Genomic DNA, 18,421 nt, shown 5'->3' with positions numbered 1-18,421 from the left:
CCACGCAGTCCCACGGCTGGAGAACCGCCGTGGGAAGTCGTTCTCAACGAGGAGACGCAATGACGACCGATCTGAGCCCGACCCCGGCCGATGACGCGCCCCGAGCCGTTCCGAAGTGGACTCCCTGGGCGGTGACGGCTGCGGCAGCAGGAGCCCACGTCCTGGTGTTCGTCGACAAAGGACTGCTGGGGATCGTCGCCAAGCCGATTCGCGCCGAATTCGGCATGTCCGCGACGACCTACGGAATGATCAGCAGTGCGACCTACTTGCTCACCATGATCAGCTGCCTGGTGATCGGGCTTTCCGGACGACGCATCTCCACCCGGGTCGTCCTGCTCGGGTGCGGACTTCTCTGCACGATCGGACAGATCCCGGCGGCGCTCGCTGCCGGAGCGGTGATGCTCGTCCTGAGCCGGGTCGTGGTCGGCACCGCCGAGGGGCCGACCGTGCCACTGGCCCACAACGCGGCCTACTCCTGGTTCCCCGCCGACCGGCGCGGCATGCCGGCCGCCGTCATCACCAGCGGTGCGTCCTTCGCCAAAATCGCGCTGCTCCCCGTGATCTCCTTGCTCGTCGTGGCGTTCGGATGGCGAATCGGATTCGTCGCGATCGGCGTCATCGCCGTGGTGTGGACGACCGTGTGGTTCTTCATCGGACGGCCCGGCCCGTACGCGGGATCCGACGATTCGACCGGTGGCGCGTCCTCGTCGGACCGAAGCTGGATGCGGGGCCTGCGAACACCGACCATGCTGGCCTGCCTGTTCGCCACCTTCGCTCAGGGAGCTCTCGCCGCGGTCGTTTTCACCTGGTTGCCGTCCTACTTTCAGAACGGGCTCGGCTACTCGGCGACGACGGCCGGGGTGCTGTTCGCCCTGCCGAGCGTGGCGGGGGTCGGGGCGTTGGTGCTGATCGGGGGGATCGGCGACCGGCTGATGCGCGCAGGAGCATCGGCCAAGGTAGGCCGAGGCCGGGTCGGTGGGATCTGCCTGCTGCTCTCCGGTGTCGTGCTCGCCGCGATCCCGGCGATCGATGCGCCGGTGGTCGCCGTTGCTGCGGTCACCCTCGGTTATGGCTTCTCCGTCGCGGTCAACACGGTGACCTTCCCCGTCGTGTCGGAGCTGTTCTCCGCTTCGCGGCGGGCCGGTGCGCTGGCCATGATCACGGCAGCTTCGGCCGCTGCGGGAATCGTCAGCCCGCTCGTCGCCGGGCGACTCGTCGACACCGCAGCTGCACCCGGCAGCGGTTACACCGCATCCTTCCTGGTGTTCGGAACCCTGCTCGCCGCGGGCGGGCTGATCTTCGCCCTGGCCGTGGACCCCTCCCGCGATCGGGCAGTTCGAGCTTGATCGGTCCTGAAACGTCCGCTCAACCGAATGGGCTGCGTGGGTGCCGGGTGCGGATCAGGTCGAGGGCGATGTCCCGGTTGTGCTCGTTGTCCAGGTGCGCGGCCTGTGCCGCCATCTCCTCGTCGCCGGCGACGATGGCGTGGAGCAGTGCGAGATGACCTCGCCAGACGTGTTCTGGGTCCGGACTCGTCCGGTAGGCCCAGGAGAGTCGGCCGATCAGCGGTTCGACGCGTTCGGTGACGAAGCGATTTGCCGCGGTGCGCCTCAACAACGCGTGGAACTCGTGGTTGGTGCGGCCGATCGCTTGGGTGTCCCCGTTGTCGATGGCGGTGCGGTTGGCGCGGACGACTTCGTGGAGGGCGGTCGTGGCGGCCTCATCGGCGTACCTGGTGGCCAAACGTGCTGCCAGGGCTTCCAAGGCGCCGCGGACGTCGAACATCTCGTTGATCTCGTCGGCGTCCAGTTCGCGGACGACGACGCCTCCGGTGGGCGCCGCGACCAGGTAGCCCTCGGCTTCGAGGAGGCGCAGGGCTTCGCGGACGGGTACTCGGGAGACGTTCATCCGATCGGCGATCTCGCGTTCCAGCAGTCGTTGCCCCGGGTGCAAGCTGCCGTCCGAGATGCGGGTGCGGATCTCTCGTCGCACCCAATCGCGCAGCGCGTTCGGCAACTTGGCCGCGCAGTTCTCCGAGTGGTGCATCGACATCATCGTTCCTCGGGTTCAGGAGGTCGATCGATTCGGCGAGGCCGACTGCCAGCAGCACACCACAGGTGGGCGGAGAAGGGTAGTGCGCACGTCCACTTCGCGCAGCCGCCGGCTCTCGCCGCTGGAACAGGCGATGCCCGCGGCGTGGCCACGGGCATCGTCCCACGTTCGGCGCTGGCGTTCATTTCCCGCCGGCAGAGCGACTTGCTTCCGAGATGTCCTCCTCGGAATCCTGTTTGGACTTGCCGCGGCGCAGCGCCCGGTCGAGTTGCCGGCGGTCGAGCTGCTTCTCCCAGCGGGCGACGATCAAGGTCGCCACCACGTTGCCGATCAAGTTCGTCGCGGTTCGTCCCTTGGCCATGATCCGGTCCGGGCCCAGGATCAACACCGCCGCTGCTGCGGGGATACCACCGACAGCTCCGATGGTGGCGGTGAGCGCGACGAATGCCGATCCTGCGACCCCGGCCATCCCCTTCGAGGTCAGCACCGCGACGAGGATGATCGTGAGCAGCTCGGAGAAACCGAGATCGGTGCCCATGGCCTGGGCCAGGAACACCACCGATGCGGAGATGTAGATGGACGCGCCGTCGAGGTTGAACGAGTACCCGGTCGGCACCACCAACCCGACCACGGTCCGCGAGCAGCCCGCGTCCTCGAGCTTCTTGGTGATCTGCGGCAGCACCGCTTCCGAGGAGCCGGTGAACGCCGCGGTGACCAGCTCCTCGCGCACGTAGTTCACCACCCGCAGGAAGCCGACGCCGGTGGTCACCCGCAACAGCACCGCGAGGAGGACGAGGAACACCAGGATCGCCAGGTAGAAGGCCCCGATCATCTTCCCGAAGCTGGTCAGCGATCCGAGCCCGTACTCGCCGACGGTGTAGGCCATGACACCGAACGTCGCGATCGGCGCCAGTTTCATCACCCAGGCCACGATCGTGAAGATGATGTCCTGCAGCTTCTCGATCAAGGACATCAACGGGCGGGCGCGTTCACCGGCGTGGATCATCGCGATGCCGAACAGCACGGAGAACAGCAGGACTTGGAGCAGGCTGTTCTCGGCGAAGGCGCCGATCACGCTTTCCGGGATGATGTCGAGGACGAACTCCGACGCGCTCGCCGGAGCACCCTCGGTCTTCTCCTGCACCGAGCCGGGGTCGAGCGTGGACGGGTCCACGTTGAACCCCTGGCCCGGCCCGATGATCTCGGTGATCACCAGGCCCACCACGAGTGCGGCGGTGGAGACGATCTCGAAGTAGATGAGCGCCTTCACGCCGATGCGGCGCAGGGTGGCGAGGTCACCGGCGCCGGCGATCCCGATCACCACGACGCAGAACACCAACGGCGCGATGATCATCTTGACGAGCTTGACGAAACCGTCCCCGAGCGGTTTGAGCGCGGCACCGAAATCCGGCCACACCGCGCCCACGACGGCACCCAGCACCAGTCCTGCCGCGATCTGGAAGAACAGCGACCGGTAGAAGGGCCTCTTCTTGGCTCCCGGAACTTTGCGCTTGGATGGCCACGGCATCGCGGATCACCCTCTTGCGTCGCTGTCGGCGTCCGCGATGCCGAGGCGTGCGTGCAGAGCCGCTGTTGTCGTCCGGTCGAGCAGTGCCTCGGCGTCGCGCAGCGTTGCAAGGGGGCGTGCGTCGGCGAACTTCTCCACCTGCGGAGCGGAGATGCCCAGACGCGACAGTACTGTCCGCAGCTGTGCTTCCGGAAGCACGTTGATCCAGCGGATGCCGCGTTCCCGGGATCCGGCGCTTGAGCAGTGACCGAGCAGCCGCAGCCTGGCGAGGCCTCCGTCGGGGAAGATGTTCAGGCGGACATGGGTGGCCTGCTTCCGGGTTTCGGTGTGGAAGCGGTGCAGCTGATCGGGCTGGAGTCGCTGGCGGTCGACGATCGTCCACCACGCCGTCGGGTCGTCCAGGTCGTTGGCAGCCGCATCGCAGGCCAGCAGGGAACAGGATTCCGGCGCGTTGCCGATGTAGCGCGAGGTGTCGACGATCACCTGGTGGATGTGCCCCGGCGCTGCGAGGCGGACGGTCAACCAGTCGTGGCCGTCGTCGCGGCGCCGCTTGGTCTCCCACCCGTCCTTGGTCGTGCGAGCGGTTCCCGGGGTGATGACGTTGGACGCCGGGTTGAAGAACCCGTCGCTCTGCTCGATGACCCGTCCGCCGTTCTCCAGCGCGGCCATGTCCCAGGAAAGTCCGCTGAAGTCGAGCGGGTCCGGTACGGCTTCGCCGTGCACCCGCAGGCGGGCGACCCCGCCGTCGGGGTGGATGCACAACCGCACGTGCGTGAACCTGGTCCGCGCGTGCACCGGGTAGGCGTTCTCGGTGTCGCCTTCGCAGGGAGTTTCCGCGACGATGTCGACCCATTCGGCTTCCGCGAGCTCTTCCGGACCGGGGTAGCCGTCCAGCGCGCATGCTTGCACGGAGACGCGGTCGGGGTAGTTCCCCCGGAAGAACGCGGTGTCCACGACGACGCCGTGGACGATTCCGGGGACTCCCAACCGGACCACGGCCCAGTCGTGTCCTGCGGTGCGCCTGCGGCGGGTTTCCCAGCCGTCGTAGATCCCACCGCGGTTCCCGGATTGCCCTTTGCAGGAAACGGGCGATTCGGGTTTGATCAGATTTTCCTTCTCGACGAAGAACTCGTCGTTGGTGAGCACGACGCTACCGCCGATGTTGCGGGAGGCGAGATCCGTGAAATGGGCGAAATCGACCACGGCGCGGCCTTTCGTGTTGTCCATGAACGGGATTCGCGGACGGATTCGGTGAGCCGTCCGTCGGTGGAGTTGAGTTTCGCCAGGCGGGCCAACCGTTTCAAGGAATCGCGGGTATACAAATCTGGTATACGCGCGGTTTCCTTGAACGCGCGGCCGCCTGCTCGCAAGCTGTCTTCGAACACCGGAGTCCGTCTGTCGCATGAGGTTGCGACCGTCCGGTGCGGCTGTCTGGAGGGCCGGCCAGGAGTGCGTCGATTCTGAATTCGGACGCTTGCTCCGGTGGCGGCCGGCGTTGCTCTGCCAGGAGGTTGATCGTGGTACATCTGTTCGTCAGCGGAGGAGCTCTGCGCGGGGGAAGGGCGCACCGGTACATCGAGGGTTGCCCGTTCATCGGTGAATTGCGGACCGCTCCGCGTTATCGGTTCGTCTGCGTGCGCAACAGGTTTCCGGCCTTGTGGCCGGTGCCGCACGACGGTGCCGAGATTCGGGGCGAGGTCTACGACGTCCCGCTGGATCGACTGCGCGACCAGTTCCTCCCCAATGAATCGCCCGAGCTCGAGCTCGGTGTCATCGAGTTGGAGGACGGGACGGCGTCGTTGGCGATGTTGCTCCGGCAAACCGAGCGGATCCCCGGAAAGTACGAAGACATCACCGGTTACGGCGGCTGGCGCAGTTATCGCGACGAGGTTCCGCCGGCCAGCGCCAAGTCGTCCGCGCGCGACAGGGGAAGATGATGGCGGGATCGCGTGCATTGCGCGGTGCGGCGAGCGGTTTCGCTTCTTTCCTCGGCGTTCTCGAGAAGATCGGAAACCGGGTTCCGCAACCGTTCGTGTTGTTCTGCTGGTTGTTCGCTTTCGTGGCCGTTGCGTCCACGGTCGCGGATCTGCTGGGCGCCTCGGTCGCGGTTCCTGGAAAGGACCAGGTCCTCGATGTACGAGGAGTGCTGTCCCTGGACGGGCTCCGCTACCTGCTCGGCCACGTCATCACGAATTTCATCGAGTTCCCCGGACTCGGCAACATCTTCGTCATGGTGATGGCGGTGAACGTCGCCATGGGATCCGGATTCCTCGAAGCTGGTGTGCGCTGGCTGCTTTCGCGCGTTCCGGGCTGGGGAGTTCCCTACGCCGTGGCGTTCGTCGCGGCGCAAGGCCACGTCTTCTCCGACGCGTCCTACTTCGTGATCGCTCCGCTCGGCGCGGTCGCCTTCAAGGCGACGGGCCGCAACCCGCTGGCCGGGCTGATCGGCGCGTACGCGTGCCTGCAAGGTGGTTACGCAGGCGGCTTCGTCATCGGCACGTTGGACGCCACCTACATCGCGATCACCGACGCGGCGGTGCAGCTCGTTCCGGGCTTGCCGCCGGTGGACGTCCACATCGCGATGAACTACTTCTTCACCGCGGCGGTGGGCGTGATCTTCCCGCTGGTGGGCGGTTGGCTGATAGCGCACGTGCTCGAACCCCGCTTGCCGAGCCGCGAGGAGGAACCGGCGGAACGCGTCGAGCTGGCCGCCGGCCAGCGGCGTGGTCTCGTGGTGGCGTTGACGGCGGCCTGCGGATTCCTGGTGCTCCTCGCCATCGGTGCGCTGGTGCCCGGCGGGCCGTTCCACGGCTCCGACGGGACGTTGCTCTCATCGCCGTTGCTGGAGAACCTGGTGGCGGTCATCGGGGTGGCTTTCGTGCTGGTGGGGGTCGTCTTCGGCTTGGTCGCCGGGACCCTGACGAAGGAGAACAGCCTCCAAGTCCTGATGACCAGGGGGATGCGGGACATCGCCGGCCCGACCGTGGTGGTCTTCGTGATCGCGCAGGTCTTCGGCATCCTGACCTGGAGCAACCTCGGCAGCGTTCTCGCCATCGGGCTGGCCGACCTGGCGAAGTCGTCGCACGTCGACGGCTTCCTGGCGTTGCTGCTCATGGTCTGCGTCTCGGCGACCCTCAACATGGTGATCACCGGCGGTGGCGCGTTGTGGTCCCTGGTCGGCCCCGTGATGGTGCCGAGCCTGATGCTGCTGGGGCTTTCGCCAGCGGTGATTCAGGCCGCACATCGGATCGGGGACTCGACGACAACGCTGATCACCCCGATGTCGGTGTTCCTGATCGTCCTGCTGAGCATGGCGCGGGAGTACGAACCCGGCCTGCGGCTCGGAACGCTGATGACCCGGCTCGCCATCTTCGTCGTCCCGTACTTCGCGGTGTGGCTCGGCGTGCTCGGAATCTTCTACTTCTTCGACCTGCCGCTGGGCCCCGGAGCCGGGGTCGAGCTCGGCGCGCGTTGATCCAAGCTCTGCGAACCTGGAGGTTGCACCCCATGTCAGAACTGGCCCACCTCGTCGACCTCGCCTCGATCCGCCTGGGCGGCGCGGCCGTCGCCGCCAACGACGAGACCTTCGGCGGGAAGGACCACCTCCTCGACCCGCTGCCCCCGAAGTCGCACGCGGAGCACACCGGGCTCCGCGGCGAGCTCTACGACGGCTGGGAAACCCGCCGGAGCCGGAAGCCCGGCAACGACTGGGTGATCGTGCGCCTCGGCGCCGCCGGCATCGTCCGGGAGGTCGTCATCGACACGAGCTTCTTCAGGGGAAACTGCCCCAAGGCGTGTTCGGTGCAAGCCTGCGGCGTGGACGGCTACGCGTCGTCCGGGGAACTGGCCGCCCGCGATGACCTCGAATGGACGACTCTGGTCCCGGAAAGCCCCGTGGAGCGGGACAGCGTGAACCGGTTCCAGGTGGCGGTCGAGCGCCGGTTCACCCATGTACGGCTGAACACCCACCCCGATGGTGGAATCGCGCGCCTGCGAGTCCTCGGCGACGTCGTCCCCGACCCGCGCCGCTTCCTCGGTGTGTCGCTGGATCTGGCAGCTCAAGCCAACGGCGGCGTCGTGCTCGACTGCAGCGACCAGTTCTTCGGGAACCCGCTCAACATCAACGCGCCCACACCGGTGCTGCGCCACGAGAAGGGATGGGAATCCACCCGCCGACGCGGGCCTGGGCACGACTGGATCGACCTCCGCCTGACCGGGAGGGGAATCGTCCGGCAGGTCGAGTACGACACCACCTACTACCGCGGCAACGCCCCGGAGAGCTTCCGGTTGCTGGGATGCGATGCCGAGCAGGCGGACCCGGCGAATCCGGGGTCGTGGTTCGAGCTGCTGCCGCACACCTGCGGACTGCACGACGCACCGCACTGGTTCTCCGTGCCCGATCCGCGTCCCACCACCCACGTACGTCTGGAGATCTATCCGGACGGAGGTGTTTCGCGGCTCAGGCTCATCGGTGAGCTCGACGCGCTCGGCCGGGAAGCTACCGGTATCCGTTGGCTGAACGCGCTGCCTCGAGCTCACGCCATCGCGGCTCTGATCTCGCTGGGCGCGAACGCTGAGACGGCGGTCGAACTGGCCGATTCCCGGCCGTTCGGCACCGCGGACGACCTATGCGCTGAACTGGAAGCGCTGTCCTCCGGAGGTTCGGGACATGTCGCTGGCACGCTGGCAGTCCTTCTCGGCCGTTAGCGCTGGTAGACGAGGGCGAGGGGTGGCCCGCCGACACCGGTCGCCGTCTCCGTCAGCCCGGTGACCTGGTCCCGGTTGCCGTGCTGTTTATCCGTTATGGGGAACTCATCCCGGAGCGGGGAGGCGCAGCAGCGCGAGCTGGAGCAGTGTCCCCGCGTAGGTGGATTTTTTGTCACGGTGACGAAATTCGGTAGGTTCTCTGCTCCTGCCGACTCTTGGAGGAGGATTTGCTCGGATGGGGACCGAGCTTGTCACTTCCGTCGGCGCTTCGGCGGATTCTCCATGGGTACGCCGTCTTCGGAGAGCGGTGGGGCGGGCAGGTCCGCGCTCGAGGTGAGCGGTGCCGCCCCGGTCAGGGGTCTTCCGGCAGGCTCTTTGAGGAAGAGGGTGCTCACGAGCCCGATCGCACCCGCGCCGACGAGGTAGTAGCCGGGCCAGTCGAGGTTCCCCGTCGTGGTCACCGCGACTCCGATGACCGTGGGTGCGGTCCCGGCGAAGGCAGACACGAAGACGTTGAAGATGATCGCCAGGCTGCCGTACCGGATGAAGGTGGGGAAGAGCGTGGGCAGGGTGGACGGGGTCACCGCTGCGAAGCAGAGCAGCGCGAACCCCATGATCAGCAAGCCGGTGACCTGGCCGGCGAGGCCCGTCTGCAGCAGCCACACCGACGGCAGGCCGAACAGGATGAGCGACGCGCTGCCGGTGATCAGGATCGGTTTCCTGCCGATCCGGTCGCTGAGCTTGCCGACGAAGACGATGACGATCAGCATCGCCAGCATGACGGCGACCTGCAGCGTGGCTGCCAACGCTCCGCTGGTTCCGCTCCCGCCGTGTGCCGGCAGGGTGGCTGTCAGGTAGGTCGGCACGTAGTTCGTCAGCACGTAGTTGGTGACGTTCCAGGCCACGATCAGCCCACCGGCGATCAGGACCGCCGAGCGGTAGTGCTTCACCAAGATCTGGAACACGCGCCGAAGCGCCATGGTGGCCATCGCCGGCGAGCGCTCCATCTGCTGCCGGAACGCCGGGGTCTCCTCGAGGTCTCTCCGGAGGTAGAGCCCGGTGACGCCCAGCGGGAGGGCGAGCATGAACGGGATCCGCCAGCCCCACGCCAGCAGATCGTCTTCCGGCAGCGCGGCCACCAGGATCGACGTGATACCGGCGCCGAGCATGTACCCGATGAGCGTGCCGAATTCCAGCAGGCTCCCGAGGGAGCCGCGCCGCTGGTCCGGGGCGTACTCGGCGACGAGCGTCAGGGCTCCGACGTACTCGCCGCCCACCGAAAAGCCTTGGAGCATGCGGATGAACAGCACGATCAGCGGCGCTGCGATGCCGATCGCGCCGTAACTGGGAACGAGCCCGAGCAGCGCGGTCGCGACCGTCATGAGCAGGACCGTGGCGGACAGGACTCTGGTGCGGCCGAAGCGGTCTCCCAGCGGCCCCAGGATGATTCCGCCGAGCGGGCGGACCAGGAACGCGGCGGCGAAGGTGCCCAGGGTGAACACCGGTGCCCACTCGCCGGCATCGGGGAAGAACACCCGGTCGAGGGCGAGGGCGATGTAGGAATAGGCGCCGAAGTCGTACCAGGTGGCGATGTTGCTCAAGGTCGCGGCCGTTGTCGCGCGACGGATCGTCTGCGCGTCCTCGATGGCCAACTCGCCGCCCGGTCCCCGAGGTACGGGCGCGCCGTTCACCCCGCCGCTCCAGTCGGCAGGCCGCCCGATCGGGACGTTCGAGGAGGTCGACGCATGATCACCTTTGGTCCGCACAACTGATATATCTGTTCAAGCTAATAGGTGTGTCTTGGGTGGTCAAGCTTTTCCGGCGCCGGCTACGGGCCTGCGAGGTCCTGCAGGCGTTCGAGGATCTCCTCGGCCGCCTCGCCGAGAACTCGTGCCACGGCGGGAAAATCGGTCCCGCGGAGGTGCTGGCTGTCGGCGGAGACGCTCAGCGCTCCGGCCATGCGCCCGCCGGGGCCCCGCACCGGGACCGCGACGGAGCGGAGCTCGGCCTCGAACTCGCCGACCGCGGTTGCCCAGCCGCGGTCGCGGACCCGGTTGAGGTCGGCGGTCAGGGCGCCCCGGGAAATGATGGTGTTCTCGGTGAAGCGGGGCAGCGGTTGCCGCAGGACTTCCTCGAGCTCCTCGAACCCGAAGTTCGCCAGCAGCACTTTTCCGCACGCAGTCGCGTGCAGCGGCACCCGGAGACCGATCCAGTTGCGCTCCGTCCGGGGCTCCTGGGTGACGGTGGTGGCACCACCGCCCTCGAGGACGCTGAGGCTCACGGTCCCGTGCAGTTCGGACGACAGTCGGGCGCAGATGGACTTGCTCTCCCTCGCGATGTCCAGCTGCGCCGTGGTGGCTCCGGCGAGCCGGACGATGCCGAAGCCGAGCTGGAACTTCCCGCGAGACCCCACCTGCTCGACGAACCGGAACTTCTCCATGGTGGTCATCAGGCGGGACACGGTCGACTTGTGGACCCCCAGCTCGCGCGCGAGCTCGGTGACGCCCGACGGCCCGTGTTGGGCCAGGAGGGTGAGCATGGACAACGCCCGATCCACGGCTTGGGTGGCGGTCCGCGGCTCGGCGGCCGCTGCGGGCTCGCTCTTGTTGTGCATCCTGCAACTCCGAACTCGGCGCGGGTTGATTTGGGATCGGTTAATTGACGGGAAACGATAAGTGCCGGATGCTCTGTTGCGAATCGCACGTCGTGTTCCGCAATGAGCAACAGGAGCAACGATGATCTTAGTTGGCGCGGTGGCCGATATTCCGGTCGGGGAGTCTGTACGCGTGCAGGGCAGCGTGGCAATCGCGGTCTTCAACGCGGACGGCACCTTCTACGCGATTGACGACACGTGCACCCATCAGGATGCGTCGCTGTCGGACGGTTGGCTCGAGGACTGCGCGGTCGAGTGCCCCTTGCACGCCGCCTGCTTCGACCTCCGCACTGGAAAGCCCAGCGGGCCGCCTGCGCGGAAGCCCGTGCGAACGCACGAGGTGGTCATCGTCGACGGGCAGGTGTTCGTTAGCGAAACGGTCGAAGTCGGCGCGGATGCCGGCGCGGACGTTGCCGGAGCGGTTGGCGAAGGGGTTCGTTGATGCAGACGATTGCCGTTGTCGGCGCGTCCCTCGCCGGGCTGACCGCCACCCGGTCCCTGCGCGATCAGGGATTCGAGGGGCGCATCGTCGTGGTCGGCGACGAGGTCCACGCGCCCTACGACCGACCGCCGCTGTCGAAGGAGTTCTTGGCCGGGACGGTTTCGGAAGACGATCTGAAACTGGCGACGCCCGAGGACGACGAGCTGCGCGCGGACTGGCGCCTCGGGCGCACCGCCACCGCTCTCGACACCGGTGGTCGGGCGGTGGTGCTCGACGACGGTGAGCGGATCGCGGCCGACGGCGTGGTGCTGGCGACTGGCGCCCGGGCCAGGAGCCTCCCCTGGGACCTGCCGAAGGGCGTGCACACCCTCCGCACGCTCGACGACGCAGTGGCGCTGCGCGAGGAGCTGGTCGCGGGAGCCCGCCTGGTCGTGATCGGCGCGGGGTTCATCGGCTCCGAGATCGCCTCGACGGCGGTGGGCCTGGGTGTCGAAGTCGACGTCGTCGAAGCCGCGGCCGTGCCGCTGCTGAAGCCGCTCGGTGCCGAGATGGGCGAGATCTGCGCCGGGTTGCACGCCACGAAGGGAGTGCGGCTGCACACCGGCGCCACGCTCGCCGAATTCGTCGGCGGTGATCAGGTGACGGGCGTCCGCTTGTCCGACGGTCGTGAACTGCCCGCCGACGTGGTGGTGGTCGGGATCGGCGCGGAACCGTGCGTGGAATGGCTGAGCGGGTCGGGCGTCGAGCTCGACGACGGTGTCGTGACCGACGCGCAAGGCGTCACGAACGTCCCCGGCGTCATCGCGGTGGGGGACTGCGCCAACTCCCACCGCACCTTCCTCGGCGCGACGCGCCGCATGGAGCACTGGACCAACGCCCTGCAGCAGCCGGTCGCCGGGGTGTCCGCCCTCCTCGGCCGGGACTACGCACCGCCGGCGCACCACGAGGTGCCGTACTTCTGGTCGGACCAGTACGGCCACAAGATCCAGTTCGCCGGCCGCCGCACCGAGGGTTCCAAGGTCGAAGTGCTCGAGGGGAGCCTCGAAACGCTCGACTTCCTCGTGCTCTACCGCGATCAGGACGGGAACCCGGAAGGGGTTCTCGGGATCGATCGCGCCCGCTCGTTCGGGAGGTGGCGCCGCCAGCTGGCGGGATTCCTGCCGGCGGTGCGCTGACCGCACTCGTGCAGTCCCCTCCGCGGTCCTCGGGTGCGAAAGGCTCGTCTGCTCCTTGAGCCTTTCGCACCCCGGAGCCGCGCCGACTGTTCATCGCAGCATTGCAGCAGAAGGAAAGGATCGTTCGTGAGCTCCGTCGAAGCCCACGGCCAGCAGAAGCCGGAATCCGCGTCCAGCCTGATCCCGACCCTGCCGGGATCGCACTACACCGACGAAGCGGTCTTCGAGCTCGAGAAGTCCCGGATCTTCCAGAGCAACTGGTTCGCCGCGGCCCGCAGCAGCGACATCCCCTCGCCGGGCAGCTTCCGCAACGTCGACGTCGGCGGGGAGAGCGTGCTGATCGTGCGCGGTCGCGACAGTGCGTTGAGAGCCTTCCTCAACGTCTGCCGGCACCGCGGTGCGCGCTTGTGCACCGAGGAGACCGGATCGGTTCGCAAGTCCTTGCAGTGCCCGTACCACGCGTGGACCTACGGCCTCGACGGTTCGCTCATCGCCGCGCCGAACCTGACTTCCATGAAGGACGTCAACCGCGACGAGTACGGACTCATCGGCGTCGCTTTGAAGGAGTGGCTCGGAACCGTCTGGGTCTGCCTGGCCGACGAGCCGCCGTCCTTCGAGGACGCCGTGCAGGGCGCGGTCACGGCCAGGATGGGTGATCCCGACGCCATCGACGGCTGGGGGATCGACCAGCTGGTGGTCGGCAAGCGGATCACCTACGACGTGAAGGCGAACTGGAAGCTCATCGTCGAGAACTTCATGGAGTGCTACCACTGCGCGACCATCCACCCCGAGCTGACCGAAGTGCTGCCCGAGTTCGCCGACGGCTACGCGGCGCAGTACTTCGTGGGGCACGGGGCGGAGTTCGGCGAGGAGATCACCGGGTTCACCGTGGACGGCCAGGGCGGGTTCGACACCCTCTCCGGCGTCGACGAGGACCACGACCGGCGCTACTACGCGATCACGATCAACCCGCAGGTGTTCATCAACCTCGTCCCGGACCACGTGATCTTCCACCGGATGTACCCGGTGGCCGTGGACCGGACGATCGTCGAGTGCGACTGGCTCTACACGCAGGAGCTCATCGACAGCGGTGTCGATCTGTCCCGTTCGGTGGAGCTGTTCCACCGGGTCAACCAGCAGGACTTCGACGCGTGCGAGCGCTGCCAGCCGGCGATGTCCTCGCGGGCTTACGCCGCGGGCGGAGTGCTGGTCCCCAGCGAGCACCACATCGGTGAGTTCCGGGACTGGGTGGCGTCCGCGATCGCGGGCTGAGACCCGCTGGAAGCCGGGCGAACCCGGTGCACGTCCCTGCGCCGTGAAATGACCGCACTGCGCTCTGGACTGATATACCAGACGCATGTCACAGTGGGCGTCGCAATCGCGTTCTCGCCCCCGGGTCCGGGGGCTCGCATCCCGAATCCTGGTCCGAGCCCGACCACCGGCGGCTGCGCCGGTGGTCGAGCGACCAGCACGAAGAAGGAGAAAGGCTTTATGCCACAAGAGGTCCGCGGAGTCGTCTCGCTCGCGCAGGGCAAGCCCGTCACGGTCGAGACGATCGTGATCCCCGACCCCGGCCCCGGTGAGGCCGTCGTGCAGGTGCAAGCGTGCGGGGTGTGCCACACGGACCTGCACTACCGGGAGGGCGGGATCAACGACGAGTTCCCGTTCCTGCTGGGGCACGAGGCCGCAGGCATCGTGGAATCGGTCGGTGAGGGCGTCGTCAACGTCGCTCCGGGCGATTACGTGATCCTGAACTGGCGCGCGGTCTGCGGGCAGTGCCGCGCCTGCAGCAAGGGCAAGCCGCAGTACTGCTTCGACACGCACAACGCGACGCAGAAGATGACGCTGGCATCGGGCCAGGAGCTGAGCCCGGCGCTGGGGATCGGAGCCTTCGCGGAGAAGACCCTCGTGGCCGCCGGGCAGTGCACCAAGGTCGACCCGCGGGTGAAGCCGCAGGTGGCGGGGCTGCTCGGATGCGGCGTGATGGCCGGCATCGGCGCTGCGATCAACACCGGGGGAGTGGGCCGCGGTGATTCGGTCGCCGTCATCGGCTGCGGAGGCGTCGGCGATGCGGCCATCGCGGGCGCGGAGCTCGCCGGCGCGAGCACGATCGTGGCGGTGGACCGCGATCCGCGGAAGCTCGACCAGGCCCGGGAATTCGGTGCCACGCACTTCGTCGACGCGCGGGAGACCGATGTCGTCGAGGCGATCCGGAGCCACACCGGGGGATTCGGCGCCGACGTGGTGGTCGACGCCGTGGGGCGCCCGGAGACCTGGAAGCAGGCGTTCGAGGCCCGCGACCTGGCCGGCACGGTCGTGCTCGTCGGCGTGCCGACGCCGGACATGATGGCGCCGGAGCTGCCGCTGATCGAGTACTTCGGCCGCGGCGGTGCGCTCAAGTCCTCGTGGTACGGCGACTGCCTGCCCTCCCGCGATTTCCCGGCACTGGTCGACCTGCACCTGCAGGGCCGGTTGCCGCTGGAGAAGTTCGTGACCGAGGAGATCTCCCTCGACGCCGTCGAGGACGCCTTCGAGAAGATGCACCGCGGTGACGTGCTGCGTTCGGTGGTGGTCCTGTGAGCCCGATCGAGCACCTGGTCACCTCGGGCACCTTCTCCCTGGACGGGGGCACCTGGGAGGTCGACAACAACGTCTGGCTCATCGGCGACGAGCGCGAGGTCCTCGTCATCGACCCCGCGCACGACGCCGAGGCGATCGCCGAGCGGATCGGCGATCGCCGGGTGACGGCGATCGTGTGCACCCACGCCCACGACGACCACGTCGGCCAGGCGCCGGTGCTGTCGGACAGCTTCGACGCGCCGATCCTGCTCGACCCGGCCGAAGCTCCGCTGTGGAAGCTGACGCACCCGGACCGGCAACCGGACCGGGAGCTGTCGGACGGCCAGATCATCACCGTGGCCGGGATCGACCTGCGCGTCCTGTCGACGCCGGGGCACTCACCGGGCTCCGTCTGCCTCCACGCCCCCGAGCTGAAGACGCTCTTCACCGGGGACACCCTGTTCCAGGGCGGACCCGGTGCCACCGGGCGGTCCTACTCCAGCTTCGACACGATCATCAGCTCCATCAGCCGCAACTTGCTTGCGCTGCCCGGTGAAACCACTGTCCACACCGGACACGGCGGCTCGACCACCATCGGTGCCGAGGCGCCGCACCTGGAGGAGTGGATAGCCCGGGGGTACTGACCGCCGGGCATTCCGGAGAAGTCGTCCTCGGACTGTTGACCGAGCGTGCGACGGCCCTTAATTTGACATGTAACTGATATATCAATCACCGAACACAGATACACCGGGAGGTCGGCCGCATGTCCGTAACGGTTGATCGTCAAGGGGCGCCGAGCGCCGAGAACGTGCTCGGTCTCCCCCTGGCGGAGACGGACCCGGAGGTCCATGCGGCCGTCAACCGGGAATTGGCCCGGCAGCGCGACACGCTGGAGATGATCGCGAGCGAGAACTTCGCGCCGCTGAGCGTGATGCAGGCCCAGGGCTCGGTGCTGACCAACAAGTACGCCGAGGGGTACCCGGGGCGCCGCTACTACGGTGGTTGCGAGAACGTCGACGAGATCGAGCAGCTGGCGATCCACCGCGTCAAAGCGCTCTTCGGAGCCGACTACGCGAACGTGCAGCCGCACTCCGGCGCTCAGGCGAACTCCGCGGTCATGTCCGCGCTGCTGGAGCCGGGCGACACCTTCCTCGGCCTGGACCTCGCGCACGGCGGGCACCTGACCCACGGCATGCGCCTGACCTTCTCGGGGAAGTACTTCGACGCCGTTGCGTACCACGTGCGCGAGGACGACCACCTCGTGGACATGGACGAGGTGGAGCGGCTGGCGAAGGAGCGGCGGCCCAAGCTGATCATCGCGGGCTGGTCGGCCTACCCGCGGCAGCTGGACTTCGCGGAGTTCCGGCGGATCGCCGACGAGGTCGGTGCCTACCTGATGGTGGACATGGCCCACTTCGCCGGACTGGTGGCAGCCGGTCTGCACCCGTCCCCGGTGCCGCACGCGCACGTGGTCACCTCGACCACCCACAAGACGCTCGGAGGACCGCGCGGTGGGGTCGTGCTCGCTCAGGGGAGCCTGGCGAAGAAGCTGAACTCCAGCGTCTTCCCGGGGCTGCAGGGCGGTCCGCTCGAGCACGTGATCGCGGGCAAGGCGGTGGCGTTCAAGCTCGCCGGAGAGGCCGCCTTCCGCGAGCGGCAGGAGCGCACCCTCGCCGGCGCGAGGATCCTGGCCGACCGGTTGTTGCTGGAGGAGAAGGTCGGCGTGGTGTCCGGTGGCACCGACGTCCACCTGGTCCTGGTCGATCTCCGCAACTCCGAGATGGACGGGAAGCAGGCCGAGGACCGGCTGCACCGGGTCGGCATCACGGTGAACCGGAACGCGGTCCCGTTCGACCCGCGGCCGCCGATGGTCTCCTCCGGCGTCCGCATCGGAACTCCGGCGCTGGCCGCGCGGGGCTTCGACGAAGAAGACTTCCACGAGGTCGCGGACATCATCGCGCTGGCGCTGCGCCCCGAAACGCCGCAAGCCGGCCTCGACGCCCTCACCGAGCGCGTCGCGAACCTCGCCCAGAGCCGTCCTCTGTACCCGGAGCTGCAGGCATGAACACGAACAGCACGCCGCCCGGCGCGGATCTGCCCGAACACCCGGACTTCCTCTGGCGAAACCCGGAGCCGAAGAAGTCCTACGACGTGGTCATCATCGGTGGTGGCGGGCACGGTCTGGCGACCGCGCACTACCTGGCCAAGAACCACGGCATCACCAACGTCGCCGTGCTGGAGAAGGGGTGGCTCGCGGGCGGCAACATGGCCCGCAACACCACGCTGATCCGGTCCAACTACCTGTGGGACGAATCGGCCGCGATCTACGAGCACGCCTTGAAGCTGTGGGAAGGGCTGGAGGACGAGCTCGGCTACCCGATCCTGTTCTCCCAGCGCGGTGTGCTCAACCTCGCCCACACCGAGCAGGACATCCGGGATTCGGTCCGGCGGGTCGAGGCCAACAAGCTCAACGGCATCGATGCCGAGTGGCTGAGCCCGGAAGAGGTCAAGCAGGTCTGCCCGATCGTCAACATCTCCGACGACATCCGCTACCCGGTGCAGGGCGCCACCTACCAACCCCGGGCGGGGATCGCCAAGCACGACTACGTCGCTTGGGGATTCGCCCGCAGTGCGGATGAGGCCGGTATCGACCTGATCCAGGACTGCGAGGTCACCGGGTTCACCGTGGACGGTGAGCGGGTGACCGGCGTGCGCACCAGCCGCGGTGACATCGCCTGCGGGACCGTCGCGCTGTGCTCCTCGGGGCACACCTCCGTCCTGCTGGACAAGCTCGGCGTCCGCACGCCGCTGCAGTCGCACCCGTTGCAGGCCTTGGTGTCGGAGCTGCTGGAGCCGGTGCACCCGACCATCGTGATGTCCAACGCCGTGCACGTGTACGTCTCCCAGGCGCACAAGGGCGAGCTGGTGATGGGTGCGGGCGTGGACTCCTACAACGGCTACGGACAGCGCGGCGCGTTCCACATCATCGAGCGGCAGATGGCCGCTGCCGTGGAGCTGTTCCCGGTCTTCGCCCGCGCACACCTGCTGCGCAGCTGGGCGGGGATCGTCGACGTCACCCCGGACGCGAGTCCGATCGTCGGGCGCACACCGTTCGAGAACGTCTACGTCAACTCCGGTTGGGGGACCGGGGGGTTCAAGGTCACGCCGGGGCTCGGCTCGTGCTACGCGCACACCATCGCGCACGGCGAGCCGCATCCGTACGTCGCGCCGTTCAGCCTCGACCGCTTCACGACCGGAGCGCTCGTCGACGAACACGGCGCCGCTGCCGTCGCCCACTGAAACCG

The 18,421-nt window shown here is 67.8% G+C and carries 16 protein-coding genes; 11 read left to right on the top strand and 5 right to left on the bottom strand.

The features are described from left to right. The first annotated feature begins 59 nt into the window (after nt 1-59). Nucleotides 60-1,346: an MFS transporter gene (locus ABTZ89_RS00390; RefSeq protein WP_351038500.1), complete on the top strand. Its 1,287-nt coding sequence runs from the start codon at nt 60-62 to the stop codon at nt 1,344-1,346. Between the two features lie 19 nt (nt 1,347-1,365). Here ABTZ89_RS00390 and ABTZ89_RS00385 read toward each other — a convergent pair whose 3' ends face one another. The 3 genes from ABTZ89_RS00385 to alc (ABTZ89_RS00375) form a co-directional block, all read right to left on the bottom strand. Beyond that, complete coding sequence (locus ABTZ89_RS00385; protein ID WP_351038498.1) at nt 1,366-2,055, bottom strand: GntR family transcriptional regulator; 690 nt, start codon at nt 2,053-2,055, stop codon at nt 1,366-1,368. A gap of 178 nt (nt 2,056-2,233) precedes the next feature. Continuing rightward, complete coding sequence (gene dctA / locus ABTZ89_RS00380) at nt 2,234-3,580, bottom strand: C4-dicarboxylate transporter DctA (protein ID WP_351038496.1); 1,347 nt, start codon at nt 3,578-3,580, stop codon at nt 2,234-2,236. A gap of 6 nt (nt 3,581-3,586) precedes the next feature. Then, on the bottom strand, nt 3,587-4,807 hold the full coding sequence (gene alc, locus ABTZ89_RS00375) for an allantoicase (RefSeq protein WP_351038494.1): 1,221 nt from the start codon (nt 4,805-4,807) through the stop codon (nt 3,587-3,589). A gap of 194 nt (nt 4,808-5,001) precedes the next feature. Between alc (ABTZ89_RS00375) and ABTZ89_RS38885 the strand changes: the two genes are divergently transcribed. From ABTZ89_RS38885 to alc (ABTZ89_RS00360), 3 genes are read left to right on the top strand one after another with little or no spacing between them, the layout of a single operon-like run. Then, nucleotides 5,002-5,517, top strand: coding sequence for an allophanate hydrolase-related protein (locus ABTZ89_RS38885; protein WP_502949493.1), 516 nt, complete (start codon nt 5,002-5,004; stop codon nt 5,515-5,517). Then, the gene (locus ABTZ89_RS00365) at nt 5,514-7,055 is read left to right on the top strand and encodes an AbgT family transporter (RefSeq protein ID WP_351038490.1); all 1,542 of its coding nucleotides are present in this window, start codon (nt 5,514-5,516) and stop codon (nt 7,053-7,055) included. The genes ABTZ89_RS38885 and ABTZ89_RS00365 overlap by 4 nt, the downstream gene beginning before the upstream one ends. Nucleotides 7,056-7,087: 32 nt before the next feature. Further along, nucleotides 7,088-8,287 (top strand): allantoicase, encoded by a 1,200-nt coding sequence (alc, locus tag ABTZ89_RS00360; RefSeq protein WP_351038488.1) that lies wholly within the window; start codon nt 7,088-7,090, stop codon nt 8,285-8,287. A 251-nt stretch (nt 8,288-8,538) separates the two neighbouring features. On the opposite strand, the gene ABTZ89_RS00355 is transcribed toward alc (ABTZ89_RS00360), so the two are convergent. Then, complete coding sequence (locus tag ABTZ89_RS00355; protein ID WP_351038486.1) at nt 8,539-9,978, bottom strand: MFS transporter; 1,440 nt, start codon at nt 9,976-9,978, stop codon at nt 8,539-8,541. Between the two features lie 137 nt (nt 9,979-10,115). Next, nucleotides 10,116-10,901, bottom strand: coding sequence for an IclR family transcriptional regulator (locus tag ABTZ89_RS00350; protein ID WP_270948072.1), 786 nt, complete (start codon nt 10,899-10,901; stop codon nt 10,116-10,118). Between the two features lie 121 nt (nt 10,902-11,022). Between ABTZ89_RS00350 and ABTZ89_RS00345 the strand changes: the two genes are divergently transcribed. From ABTZ89_RS00345 to ABTZ89_RS00315, 7 genes are all read left to right on the top strand, one after another. Next, complete coding sequence (locus ABTZ89_RS00345) at nt 11,023-11,382, top strand: bifunctional 3-phenylpropionate/cinnamic acid dioxygenase ferredoxin subunit (protein WP_270948073.1); 360 nt, start codon at nt 11,023-11,025, stop codon at nt 11,380-11,382. Beyond that, the gene (locus ABTZ89_RS00340; RefSeq protein WP_351038483.1) at nt 11,382-12,557 is read left to right on the top strand and encodes an NAD(P)/FAD-dependent oxidoreductase; all 1,176 of its coding nucleotides are present in this window, start codon (nt 11,382-11,384) and stop codon (nt 12,555-12,557) included. Before ABTZ89_RS00345 ends, ABTZ89_RS00340 begins: the two co-directional genes overlap by 1 nt. Nucleotides 12,558-12,683: 126 nt before the next feature. Then, on the top strand, nt 12,684-13,829 hold the full coding sequence (locus ABTZ89_RS00335) for an aromatic ring-hydroxylating oxygenase subunit alpha (protein ID WP_351038481.1): 1,146 nt from the start codon (nt 12,684-12,686) through the stop codon (nt 13,827-13,829). Between the two features lie 219 nt (nt 13,830-14,048). After that, nucleotides 14,049-15,137: an S-(hydroxymethyl)mycothiol dehydrogenase gene (locus ABTZ89_RS00330; RefSeq protein ID WP_270948076.1), complete on the top strand. Its 1,089-nt coding sequence runs from the start codon at nt 14,049-14,051 to the stop codon at nt 15,135-15,137. After that, entirely contained in the window at nt 15,134-15,760 is a 627-nt protein-coding gene (locus ABTZ89_RS00325; protein ID WP_270948077.1) for an MBL fold metallo-hydrolase, read from the top strand. Before ABTZ89_RS00330 ends, ABTZ89_RS00325 begins: the two co-directional genes overlap by 4 nt. A gap of 119 nt (nt 15,761-15,879) precedes the next feature. After that, a complete protein-coding gene (gene glyA, locus ABTZ89_RS00320; protein WP_351038478.1) occupies nt 15,880-17,181 on the top strand; it encodes a serine hydroxymethyltransferase in 1,302 nt (433 codons plus the stop codon). Next, nucleotides 17,178-18,416 carry a sarcosine oxidase subunit beta family protein gene (locus ABTZ89_RS00315; protein WP_351038476.1) on the top strand — a complete coding sequence of 413 codons (1,239 nt, stop codon included), beginning with the start codon at nt 17,178-17,180 and terminating at the stop codon, nt 18,414-18,416. Before glyA ends, ABTZ89_RS00315 begins: the two co-directional genes overlap by 4 nt. The last annotated feature ends 5 nt before the right edge of the window (nt 18,417-18,421 follow it).

This window comes from Saccharopolyspora sp. NPDC002686 (assembly GCF_040295745.1).
Taxonomy (GTDB): Bacteria; Actinomycetota; Actinomycetes; order Mycobacteriales; family Pseudonocardiaceae; genus Saccharopolyspora; species Saccharopolyspora oryzae.
Note: the sequence above shows the minus strand (reverse complement) of the source record. Positions and strands in the feature narration are given on the sequence as shown.

Coding starts and splice junctions, on each gene's coding strand:
- ABTZ89_RS00340 (WP_351038483.1), top strand. CDS start 11,382: ATGCAGACGATTGCCGTTGTCGGCGCGTCCCTCGCCGGGCTGACCGCC.
- ABTZ89_RS00315 (WP_351038476.1), top strand. CDS start 17,178: ATGAACACGAACAGCACGCCGCCCGGCGCGGATCTGCCCGAACACCCG.
- ABTZ89_RS00390 (WP_351038500.1), top strand. CDS start 60: ATGACGACCGATCTGAGCCCGACCCCGGCCGATGACGCGCCCCGAGCC.
- ABTZ89_RS00345 (WP_270948073.1), top strand. CDS start 11,023: ATGATCTTAGTTGGCGCGGTGGCCGATATTCCGGTCGGGGAGTCTGTA.
- ABTZ89_RS00350 (WP_270948072.1), bottom strand. CDS start 10,901: ATGCACAACAAGAGCGAGCCCGCAGCGGCCGCCGAGCCGCGGACCGCC.
- ABTZ89_RS00385 (WP_351038498.1), bottom strand. CDS start 2,055: ATGATGTCGATGCACCACTCGGAGAACTGCGCGGCCAAGTTGCCGAAC.
- ABTZ89_RS00365 (WP_351038490.1), top strand. CDS start 5,514: ATGATGGCGGGATCGCGTGCATTGCGCGGTGCGGCGAGCGGTTTCGCT.
- alc (WP_351038494.1), bottom strand. CDS start 4,807: ATGGACAACACGAAAGGCCGCGCCGTGGTCGATTTCGCCCATTTCACG.
- glyA (WP_351038478.1), top strand. CDS start 15,880: ATGTCCGTAACGGTTGATCGTCAAGGGGCGCCGAGCGCCGAGAACGTG.
- dctA (WP_351038496.1), bottom strand. CDS start 3,580: ATGCCGTGGCCATCCAAGCGCAAAGTTCCGGGAGCCAAGAAGAGGCCC.
- alc (WP_351038488.1), top strand. CDS start 7,088: ATGTCAGAACTGGCCCACCTCGTCGACCTCGCCTCGATCCGCCTGGGC.
- ABTZ89_RS00330 (WP_270948076.1), top strand. CDS start 14,049: ATGCCACAAGAGGTCCGCGGAGTCGTCTCGCTCGCGCAGGGCAAGCCC.